Here is an 11187-nt window from a genome sequence, read left to right as displayed (position 1 = left end):
AAGGCATTTAGAGTGAAATCGAGTAGGTCGGGACACGTGTTATCTTGACTGAATATGGGGGGACCATCCTCCAAGGCTAAATACTCCCAGCTGACCGATAGTGAACCAGTACCGTGAGGGAAAGGCGAAAAGAACCCCGGAGAGGGGAGTGAAATAGAACCTGAAACCGTATACGTACAAGCAGTAGGAGCCCTTCGGGGTGACTGCGTACCTTTTGTATAATGGGTCAGCGACTTATTGTCTGTAGCAAGGTTAACCGCTTAGGGGAGCCGTAGAGAAATCGAGTCTTAATAGGGCGTTTAGTTGCAGGCAATAGACCCGAAACCCGGCGATCTATCCATGGGCAGGTTGAAGGTTGAGTAACATCAACTGGAGGACCGAACCCACTAATGTTGAAAAATTAGGGGATGACCTGTGGATCGGAGTGAAAGGCTAATCAAGCCGGGAGATAGCTGGTTCTCCTCGAAAGCTATTTAGGTAGCGCCTCGCGTCTCACCCTCGGGGGTAGAGCACTGTTTGGGCTAGGGGGTCATCCCGACTTACCAACCCCATGCAAACTCCGAATACCGAGGAGTGCAATCGCGGGAGACACACGGCGGGTGCTAACGTCCGTCGTGGAAAGGGAAACAACCCAGACCGCCAGCTAAGGTCCCAAATACCAATTAAGTGGGAAACGATGTGGGAAGGCCCAGACAGCTAGGAGGTTGGCTTAGAAGCAGCCATCCTTTAAAGAAAGCGTAATAGCTCACTAGTCGAGTCGGCCTGCGCGGAAGATATACCGGGGCTAAATTGGTAACCGAAGCTGCGGATGCCTTCGGGCATGGTAGAGGAGCGTTGTGTAAGCCGTTGAAGGTGGATCGGGAGGTCTGCTGGAGGTATCACAAGTGCGAATGCTGACATGAGTAACGATAAGGGAGGTGAAAAACCTCCCCGCCGGAAGACCAAGGGTTCCTGTCCAACGCTAATCGGGACAGGGTTAGTCGGCCCCTAAGGCGAGGGCGAAAGCCGTAGTCGATGGAAAACAGGTTAATATTCCTGTACTCGCTATTGCTGCGATGGAGTGACGGAGAAGGCTAGGCCAGCATGGCGATTGGTTGTCCATGTTTAAGGTTGTAGGCTGGGGACTTAGGCAAATCCGGGTCCCTAAGGCTGAGAACTGATGACGAGTCTCTTTTAGAGACGAAGTGGTTGATGCCCTGCTTCCAGGAAAAACTTCTAAGCTTCAGGCAATAGTGAACCGTACTCTAAACCGACACAGGTGGTCAGGTAGAGAATACCAAGGCGCTTGAGAGAACTCTGGTGAAGGAACTAGGCAAAATGGTACCGTAACTTCGGGAGAAGGTACGCCGGTTTTGGTGATGGGACTTGCTCCCTAAGCTGAGGCCGGTCGAAGTGACCAGGTGGCTGCGACTGTTTATTAAAAACATAGCACTCTGCAAACACGTAAGTGGACGTATAGGGTGTGACGCCTGCCCGGTGCCGGAAGGTTAATTGATGGGGTTAGCTTCGGCGAAGCTCTTGATCGAAGCCCCGGTAAACGGCGGCCGTAACTATAACGGTCCTAAGGTAGCGAAATTCCTTGTCGGGTAAGTTCCGACCTGCACGAATGGCGTAACGATGGCCACGCTGTCTCCACCAGAGACTCAGTGAAATTGAAATCGCTGTTAAGATGCAGTGTACCCGCGGCTAGACGGAAAGACCCCGTGAACCTTTACTACAGCTTTGCACTGAACTTTGAGCCTATTTGTGTAGGATAGGTGGGAGGCTTTGAAGCAGCGACGCTAGTTGTTGTGGAGCCGTCCTTGAAATACCACCCTGGTATGTTTGAGGTTCTAACTCTGGTCCGTTATCCGGATCGAGGACAGTGTATGGTGGGTAGTTTGACTGGGGCGGTCTCCTCCCAAAGAGTAACGGAGGAGTACGAAGGTGCACTCAGCATGGTCGGAAATCATGCAATGAGCATAATGGTATAAGTGCGCTTGACTGCGAGACAGACATGTCGAGCAGGTACGAAAGTAGGTCATAGTGATCCGGCGATTCTGTATGGAAGGGTCGTCGCTCAACGGATAAAAGGTACTCCGGGGATAACAGGCTGATACCGCCCAAGAGTTCACATCGACGGCGGTGTTTGGCACCTCGATGTCGGCTCATCACATCCTGGGGCTGAAGCCGGTCCCAAGGGTATGGCTGTTCGCCATTTAAAGTGGTACGCGAGCTGGGTTTAGAACGTCGTGAGACAGTTCGGTCCCTATCTGCCGTGGGCGTTGGAGATTTGAGAAGAGTTGCTCCTAGTACGAGAGGACCGGAGTGAACGAACCTCTGGTGTTCCGGTTGTCACGCCAGTGGCATTGCCGGGTAGCTATGTTCGGACGGGATAACCGCTGAAAGCATCTAAGCGGGAAGCCTCCTTCAAGATAAGATCTCCCTGGGAACTTGATTCCCCTAAAGGGCCGTGGAAGACTACCACGTTGATAGGCTGGGTGTGGAAGCGTTGTGAGGCGTTGAGCTAACCAGTACTAATTGCCCGTGCGGCTTGACCATACAACAGAGATGGTTACTAACGACTAGCTAAGCTAGCGGATTGTGAGTTAGAGACATACAATCGCTTGCGGTGTATTACTACAGATTGTTTTACCGACTTATTTGGGGTTATCGCCGGTCGACAGACCGAGGCAAACAGCGATAACGCGGCAGGCCAAGCAAATTGCTTATAAGACCAGCGCCAACCCAAGCCAGTTTGCCTGACGACAATAGAGTTGTGGAACCACCTGATCCCTTGCCGAACTCAGAAGTGAAACGCAACATCGCCGATGGTAGTGTGGGGCTTCCCCATGTGAGAGTAGGTCATCGTCAGGCTTCTAATCCGAAAGGGCCACCCATTGGGTGGCCCTTTTTTTATGTGTAAAAAAATATCCGTGAAGAGCCGTAAGGAAGAAAAGCAAAAACTTGGAAGTTAAAAATAAAAAGAAGTTAAAAATAAAAAAAGGCAAAGATGAAACGAAGAAAAATTAAAAAAAAAGATAAAAATAAAAACAAAGAAAAACAATGTGACAAAGAAACCCCTTGAAAAATTTAAACAGGAAAAACCCCGCTAAAAAATCGAACACGTTTACGCGGCTGTAAATAAAGAGTTCTCCTCGCGGCTTTCTCTCCTGAAAAAATTGAGCGCCCAGCTATTTTTTACTGCAACCTTCCCTGGAAGGGCATTCCCAAATAATTTACCGCAGTACTACTAGTAGTCTTCCCGGAAAAAATCTTCCCAATAAAGAAATTATCTCCGCTGTAAAAAAGGGTCTGACAGGGATAAAAGTGACACAAAAATACCAACGAAAAAGCCGGTGATTTTTTGTGCGCTCGCGCAATGTCACACAACTGTAAGGCTGGCAGCGGATATACCACAGTTATACACAAGTCTATCCAGCCATTCTGTTAATAACGGCCGACCTGTGGAAATCACCCTAGAATCAGTGGTGTTTTTTTACCCATTAAAAGACCCCCTATGGAAACAAAGGCCTGAAAGTGGATATCCCGGAGTTATGCACAGGTCTATCCATGGATTCTGTTGGTAAGATTTTTTATGAAGAATAGTTCTAGATTTTGTCTTTATTTGGTACTGAAGTTAACGCCTATCCTTAAAGGAAGTTGACGCCACTAGAGACTCGTTTGTGTCCTTGTTCAAGATAATCATATTTATAGTTCTTCGAAGCGGATAATTTTGGTTTGCCGAGTTCTGGGCTCGTTAAAGTTTGAGGTCTCTTGATGAAAATAGTATTCGCTTGTTTGCTGGCTAGTCTATTTGCAGGGGTTGGAGCCTCTAATGCAAGTACGCTGATTGTAGGCAATAAATATGAAGGTACAGTCAGCTTTATAGACCTAGAGAATGGCCAGGAAATAAAACGGCGGGAAACGGGGGGCGCACCTCATGAAATGATTCTTTCTCCCGATAAGAGCAAGGCAGTAGTGGTTTCCTATCTTGAGGACGGCTATGTAGGTGAGGAATTAAATGTTTTTGATGTGGCAACGGGCAGGCGCATTAGTGTCATCAAAATAAGCCCGCATATGGGTCCCCATGGTATTGCCTGGTTGGGCGAAAGTAACAATGTGATTGTCACAACAGAAGAAACCAATGATGTTATTAAAGTTGATGTTTCATCGGGAAAAGTAATTGGATCTGTTTCAACAGATCAGATAGGCAGCCATTTATTGGCTCTATCACCGGATAGCAAAACCGCTTATGTCACCAGTCGCGGCTCTGATACTTTTAGTGTTATCGATACAGAGTCAATGAACCTGAAAACCACTCTTCCTGCCGGTGAGGGACCAGAGGCAGTTTGGGTCAGCCCCGATGGTAAGGAGTTATGGATAGGAAACAATCAGTCGGAAAATATTTTTATCTACGACACTGGTAGCCTCAAGAGGAAGGAGACCTTGGATGTAGGCTATTTACCTATTCGGATCCGCTTTAATCCGGATGGGAAGTTAGTCGCTGTGGCTGACCTACAGGGACATAGGATACTGATCTATGATGCTGCGACACGGAAAGAGATCAAGGCAATTGACGTGGGTGCTGTAGGTGCCCGTGAGCCCGCTTCTCTACTATTTTCTCCAGATGGGAAATTCCTATTTGCGGGATCTCAAAGAGATGGCAAGGTAGTAGAGATAGACACTGAGGATTGGTCTGTTGGAAGGATATTCAGGGCCGGGCAGGGAGCGGATGGTTTGGAGTGGAGCCCGGTAAAGACCAAGCCGCAATAAGACTAGCAGCGCAAATACTTAGTTTGTTCTGGGCCTGCTGTCTTAGAGCTCTCCCCTAAAGTGTTGTCTAAAGGGCTACGGTATAGATTTTGAGATCTTGGACTTTGCCATCAATAGTATAATAGTTGGCAACTGTATCAGTGTGGATCCCGCCAGCCCGCTTAGCTATGGCGATGCTCGCTTTATTTTCAGAGAGGCACTGAATACCCAGCTGCTGAATGCCCTGACTATTTTTTAGATGCGCACATATTTTTTCTACTACTCTCGTCATAACGCCTCGGCCCTGGCAGTGGGCGGAGAGCCAGTATCCGATTTCGGCGTATTGCTTTTGGGGGTTTACCTCTTTAATACCAAAAATGCCTGAAATTTTTCCTTCAACGATAATTTTATACCAGGCAGCTCCGGTATTATTACTGTAAATACGTTGACGAAGATATTCCCTGGTGCTGGATAGATCCTTTATTGACTCTACCCAGTAGAGATATTTCGCCAACAGGGAACGATTTTGTTCAATAAGTAAATGGATTTCCTGCGCATCTCCATCTGTGAGGGGTTTGAGGAGAATATTTTTTGTTACAGAGATTTGCATAGTTACCAACTTTAACTAAATAAGCTGAATTTACCTACTTTGATAAGCGGTTAGGTAAATTCACCCAGGCCCTGCTGTCAGGCGCGATGATAAAGAGAATACGCATTCTCTTCAAAAGCATACGAAAATTTCTCCCCAGGTTATGATTTATACCACCGTAATGATAAGAGATTTAATCTTTTCCCTAAATGTGAATTAAAGCAAGTTCCACTACAGCCCTGGAATCAATTAGGTAATCGATAATTTACAGGCTGGTAATTGCCGGAAACCCAGTGGTGATGCTGCAAATTATATTTCCAGCATAAAAGTAACCGGGCCGTCATTCAGCAGGGAAACCTGCATATCTGCGGCGAAAACACCGCTGGCTACAGGAGAAAACTGGGACTTTGCGCGTTTGACGAAGTAATCATACAGAGCCTCGGCTTGCTGGGGGCTGGCGCCTCGGCTGAAGCTGGGACGCAAGCCGCGGTCAGTTTCGGCCACCAGGGTAAATTGACTGACAACCAGTAAACCACCACCGGCCTGCTGGACATTCAGGTTCATACGTCCATTTTCATCAGAAAAAACTCGGTAATTCAGTACCTTATTCAGTAATTTGTCCGCGCTCTCATGACCATCTTTTTCCTCTATGCCCAACAGAAGCAGCAATCCATTGTCGATAGCTCCCACTGACTTTCCAGCCACATTTACACGGGCGTGGCTAACCCGCTGGATCAATCCTTTCATCTCAGAACTCTTTGTCTCTATGGAACCTTGTGAGTAAATGGCCTAGATTAGCGGACTGGCTAACGTAGAGAAACCGAGAATACGGTATGAGGAAACAGTTAATAGCGCTCCTGGCTGGAGCCTTGACCACAGCGGCTAGTGTGCAGGCGGCAGACAATTACCCAAAGAGTAAAGCCGTCGAACATGTGGATGAATACTTCAGTATCGAGGTGGCAGACCCCTATCGGTGGATGGAGGACATGTCCAACAAAGAGGTTAAAGAGTGGGTTAAGGCCCAAAATGAGCATGCTCTGCCGCGTCTGAAGGATTTACCTGGTTGGCAGAAGATCAATGACCGCCTTACGGAACTGTGGCGCTATGAGCGATATGGCGTGCCCTATAAGAAAGGTGACAGTTACTATTACGACTATAACAACGGTGACTGGGACCAGAATATTTTCTACCGCACCCCAGAGCTTGCCCAGGACGGCAAGCCAATGCTGGACCCGCGCAGCCTGAGCGAGGATGGCACTATTGCAGCCAAACGCCTCAAAGTCAGTCCAAAGGGCCGATACCTGGCTTACGGTATCTCTGATGGTGGGACTGACTGGACCGACTATCGTATTCGCGATCTTGAGACAGGCAAGGACTTGGAGGAGCAGCTGACCGGTATCAAGTTTAGTGATACCAGTTGGGCTCCGGATGAGTCTGGTTTTTACTATAGCCGCTACCCGTTCAACAAGGATGGCACTGCAGATGATAGCAAGCAGGTAGCAGTCTATTTTCACCGCCTGGGGGATGCTCAGAAGCAAGACCAGTTGATATACCAAATTACGGATCATCCCACCCGCAACCCTGGAGCAGCGGTAAGTGACGATGGGAACTACCTGTTATTCGGTATCTTCGATGGCTATGACTCCAACGGCTTCTACTATCGCGACTTGCGCGATAAAAGTGGCAAGGTCGTTAAGCTGCTGGATGACTGGGATGGTCTGTACCAGTATCTTGGCAATAAGGGGAGCACTTTCTTTTTTGAGACCAGCGCGGGAGCACCACTGGGGCGTGTGATCGCTATCGACCTGAATAGGCCGCAACGCAAGAACTGGCGTGACCTGGTGCCGGAAACAAACAGTGCCCTGCAGAGTGCCAGCTATATCGGCGATCGCTTCGTACTTCATTACCTGGAAGACGCCAAGTCGCGGGTATTGGTGACCGATACCAACGGCAAGAAACAGTACGAGCTGAAGCTACCCGGTGTGGGTTCCGTGAAGGGCTTTTACGGCGAGCCGGATGAAGTGGAGACCTTTTATTCCTTCTCCAATTTTATAACCCCGCCGAGCATTTACCACCTGAATGTGCAGACTGGTGAAACCAAGCTGTTCAAGCGGCCGAAATACGCGACAGATTTCTCTGGCTTAACCGTGAGCCAGCATTTCTATAAGAGCAAAGACGGCACCCGCGTACCTTTATTCCTGGTGCATAAGAAGGGCATGAAACGCGATGGCTCCAACCCTACGCTGCTGTATGGTTATGGTGGTTTCAACTCCGCTCAGTTGCCACGCTTCTACAATCGCTTTGTGGGCTGGCTGGATATGGGCGGTACCCTGGCACTGGCCAACTTGCGCGGTGGTAGTGAGTACGGCAATGCCTGGCATCAAGCGGGCACCAAAACCCAGAAGCAAAATGTATTCGATGACTTTATTGCCGCAGCTGAGTGGCTGATTGAGGAAAAAGTTACCTCTCCAGAGAAACTGGGTATCAGTGGCCGCTCCAACGGTGGACTGCTTGCGGGTGCGACTCTAGTGCAGCGCCCAGACCTGTTTGCTGCGGCACTACCTGTGGTGGGTGTACTCGATATGCTGCGCTATCATACGGCTTCCGCCAATGCGCGTCAGTGGTCAAGCGACTATGGCTTGAGTGAAAATCGTGAGGAATTTAAAGCCTTGCACGCTTACTCCCCGGTGCACAATACCCGCAGGGGTACCTGCTATCCAGCCACTCTGATTACCACTGCCGATCGCGATGATCGAGTGGTGCCCTGGCATAGCTACAAGTTTGCTGCCGCCCTGCAGAGGGATCAGGGCTGTAATAAACCTGTATGGCTCGCGGTGGAGACCCGGGCGGGGCACGGCGCAGGCAAACCGATATGGATGCAGGTGGAAGACTTTGCTAATCAGTGGAGCTTCCTCGCCTACCAGCTCGGTATGAAAATCGAGTAATCTTTCCAATTAATCCGACATAAACGATACCGAGGCCATTTGTTGAGGCTCCCGGTATTAAAGAAAAGTTGGATGAATTTCTGGGGTCGTATCACTGAAGGATTAGGTGTGCGGCCCGCTCTGCCGGAGCAGCGGTACCGCCAGCCGGTTTGCCCTTCCGGAGGGTGGCGGTTTCAGCAGAGAACATCACTGGGTATGAATAACGATAACTAATCATCCGGTGGATTTATGAAACATGCGTTTGTAACCGGGGGCAGTGGCTTTCTCGGTGCCAATCTGGTGGAGCAGCTGGTTGACGATGGCTGGCGGGTGACCGCCATGCACCGGCGAACCTCAAATACGGATATGTTGCGCTCTATGGGGGCGGAATTGGTAGAGGCCTCGTTGGAAGACCTCGACTCTCTTCGCTCGGCTATCCCGGACAATGTCGATGCTCTGTTCCATATGGCTGCTAACACCAGTATGTGGCGCGGTGGCAATGTCCAGCAATGGAGAGACAATGTCGAGGGTTCAGCAAATATTGCTAAAGTGGCTAGGGAAAAAAATGTAGGGCGTATGGTAGTCACCAGCTCTATTTCTGCCTACGGCTACCACAAAGATAAGATCACGGAGGAGAGCGCAAAACTGGCCGATGATCCTCGTCATCATTACTTATATACCAAGAAGCGAGAGGAAATTGCCGTACGCAAGGAAATTGATCAGGGGCTTGATGCGGTATTTCTCAACCCCTGTGCAATTGTGGGTAAATACGATACTTCCAGTTGGGCTCAGACTTTTTTTCTGATAGATAAAAACCAGTTACCGGGAGTGCCTCCTGGTTGGGGTTCTTTTTGCCATGCTGGCGCTGTAGCGCGGGCACATATTAATGCAGTGGAAAAGGGTCGCTGCGGAGAAAATTATATTCTCGCTGGTACTGACGCGAGCTTCCTGGAATTTTTCGGAAAAATAGCGGAGTTGTTACACAAGCCTGTGCCCAAGCGTACTACTCCCGCCTTTGTTATTCAGTCTATTGCCTGGTTTTCTGATCTCTGGTCGCGAGTGAGCGGCAATGAGCCGGTCATTACCCCGGAAAAGGCTACCCTGGTTACACGCCGGGTTGTAGCCAGCAGCTCCAAGGCAGAACGCGAACTCGATTATCAATCACAGGTGGCATTGGATACTATGTTATGCGAATGTCGTGATTGGTTAGTACAGCAAAATTTATTGGAGTCAAAGTGAATCGCGGTAATATTATTTTTATTTTGGTCGCCTTATTACTGGTTCTGCAATTAATTCAGTATTACTTTTTCTCGGGCGCCCATTAGCGCCCCACCTCTGTATCTACCAAACGCCAGTATCCAATGATTCATCTCCCGATTTTTGGTTTTTTTGTATTAATGGCAATTTTTTAGGAGTCGATAATGGAGGAGAAGCGCTGCGGTTGGTGTCTGTCAACGCCATTGTATCAGCAATACCATGACGAGGAGTGGGGGCGTCCGGTTACAGATGATAAAACCCTGTTCGAATTCCTATTGTTGGAAGGTGCCCAGGCCGGACTTTCCTGGATTACAGTTTTGAATAAAAGGGAAAATTACCGCCGCTTGTTTGATGATTTCGATGTGGGAAAAATCGCGCGCTATACACCCAAAAAAGTGGAAAAGTTACTACTGGATCCGGGCATTATTCGCAACCGCCTGAAAGTGGAGTCCGCAGTAAAAAATGCTCGCGCCACCCTGGCTTTGCGAGAAAAGGGGCAATCCCTATCGGAGTTCCTGTGGCAATTTACTGATGGCCGCGTCATAGTGAATCGTCCGGCCTCCCTCAAGCAGGTACCTGCCAGTACGGTAGAATCTGATGCTATGAGCAAAGCGCTAAAAAAAGCCGGTTTCAGTTTCGTAGGCTCTACCATTATGTATGCCCATATGCAGGCAACAGGAATGGTGAACGATCACCTGCAATCCTGCCCCGCCCACCAACGCTGTGTAAACGAGGCGGAGGGTGCGGGGCTTTTGTAGGGGGATAACAGCAGGGGGTGAGTGCGCCACGCTCACCAGGAAGGCGCCCATGAATCCGGATAATCTGGTTACAGAATACTGGCCCCTGGCGATCACCGGCCTTCTGCGCCTGGGGGCCGCTTTATTGGTGATTGCGTTGACTCTGGTTGCGGTGCACTTGGTCCGCCGTGCCATTGAGCGCCTCCCCAGTCGCCTCGATGCCACCCTGGTGCCGGTGTTGCGAAATATCACCACCTGGGCGATTTATATTGTTGGAGCGCTGGTGGTACTGGATATCTTTGGTATCAACACCACCAGCCTAATCGCCCTGCTCGGCGCCACTGGGTTGGCAGTGGGATTTGCGCTAAAAGATACCCTTCAGAATATTGCCGCAGGATTTATCCTGTTGGGGCTCCGTCCATTCCGTGTGGGTGATGTCATTCAATTCGAGCAGACTCTGGGAACCGTGCGTGAGGTAGGCTTCTTCACTACCGAGCTGGATACCCCAGACGGCCTGCATGTCAGTGTGCCCAACAGCGTGATCTGGGGGCGGGTACTTACTAACTTCAGCCATAACAAGACCCGCCGTATTGAGATAGTGGCGAGTATCGCTTATGGGGATGATATAGAGGCGGGTTTGGAAGTGTTGCGTAAGCTGGTAGAGCAGGAGCCTCGAATTATCGCTAAACCGGAACCCAGTTATATGGTGCGTGCATTGGCCGATAGTTCTGTGGACCTGCAGTTGCGAGCCTGGACTGGAACTGACCAGTACTGGAGTGTTTACTGGGAGCTGATGGAGCGCCTTAAGCCGGCGCTGGAAGAGGCTGGATTAACTATTCCCTTTCCCCAGAGAGAGCTGCGAATACTGCGAGAGGATGTGTCCAGGAGCAGGAGTCGTCCCGCGAATTCGCGGGGCGCTAACACGGGACCTGGATAACGCCTTTTA

At 49.7% G+C, this 11187-nt stretch carries 7 protein-coding genes and 2 rRNA genes (1 of these 9 running past the window's edge); 7 read left to right on the top strand and 2 right to left on the bottom strand.

Annotated elements, in window-relative coordinates; genetic code table 11:
• From ACJJI7_RS05705 to ACJJI7_RS05695, 3 genes are all read left to right on the top strand, one after another.
• Positions 1–2541, top strand: a 23S ribosomal RNA gene (locus ACJJI7_RS05705) (it extends 337 nt beyond the left edge of the window).
• A 199-nt stretch (positions 2542–2740) separates the two neighbouring features.
• A 5S ribosomal RNA gene (gene rrf / locus ACJJI7_RS05700) occupies positions 2741–2856 on the top strand.
• Between the two features lie 903 nt (positions 2857–3759).
• The gene (locus ACJJI7_RS05695; protein ID WP_444902474.1) at positions 3760–4755 is read left to right on the top strand and encodes a YncE family protein; all 996 of its coding nucleotides are present in this window, start codon (positions 3760–3762) and stop codon (positions 4753–4755) included.
• 67 nt (positions 4756–4822) lie between these two features.
• On the opposite strand, the gene ACJJI7_RS05690 is transcribed toward ACJJI7_RS05695, so the two are convergent.
• Together ACJJI7_RS05690 and dtd are read right to left on the bottom strand one after the other, a co-directional pair.
• Positions 4823–5344: a GNAT family N-acetyltransferase gene (locus ACJJI7_RS05690; protein ID WP_020414103.1), complete on the bottom strand. Its 522-nt coding sequence runs from the start codon at positions 5342–5344 to the stop codon at positions 4823–4825.
• 288 nt (positions 5345–5632) lie between these two features.
• Positions 5633–6070 carry a D-aminoacyl-tRNA deacylase gene (gene dtd / locus ACJJI7_RS05685; protein WP_282952156.1) on the bottom strand — a complete coding sequence of 146 codons (438 nt, stop codon included), beginning with the start codon at positions 6068–6070 and terminating at the stop codon, positions 5633–5635.
• 86 nt (positions 6071–6156) lie between these two features.
• Between dtd and ACJJI7_RS05680 the strand changes: the two genes are divergently transcribed.
• The 4 genes from ACJJI7_RS05680 (at position 6157) to ACJJI7_RS05665 (ending at position 11178) form a co-directional block, all read left to right on the top strand.
• Positions 6157–8268: a prolyl oligopeptidase family serine peptidase gene (locus ACJJI7_RS05680; RefSeq protein ID WP_282952157.1), complete on the top strand. Its 2112-nt coding sequence runs from the start codon at positions 6157–6159 to the stop codon at positions 8266–8268.
• A gap of 228 nt (positions 8269–8496) precedes the next feature.
• Entirely contained in the window at positions 8497–9486 is a 990-nt protein-coding gene (locus tag ACJJI7_RS05675) for an SDR family oxidoreductase (RefSeq protein ID WP_282952159.1), read from the top strand.
• Between the two features lie 182 nt (positions 9487–9668).
• On the top strand, positions 9669–10262 hold the full coding sequence (locus ACJJI7_RS05670; RefSeq protein WP_020414108.1) for a DNA-3-methyladenine glycosylase I: 594 nt from the start codon (positions 9669–9671) through the stop codon (positions 10260–10262).
• A gap of 49 nt (positions 10263–10311) precedes the next feature.
• Positions 10312–11178 carry a mechanosensitive ion channel family protein gene (locus ACJJI7_RS05665; protein ID WP_282952160.1) on the top strand — a complete coding sequence of 289 codons (867 nt, stop codon included), beginning with the start codon at positions 10312–10314 and terminating at the stop codon, positions 11176–11178.
• The last annotated feature ends 9 nt before the right edge of the window (positions 11179–11187 follow it).

This window comes from Microbulbifer variabilis (assembly GCF_056232115.1).
The sequence above is the reverse complement of the archived record's forward strand: the minus strand, read 5'-3'. Positions and strand labels throughout refer to the sequence as shown.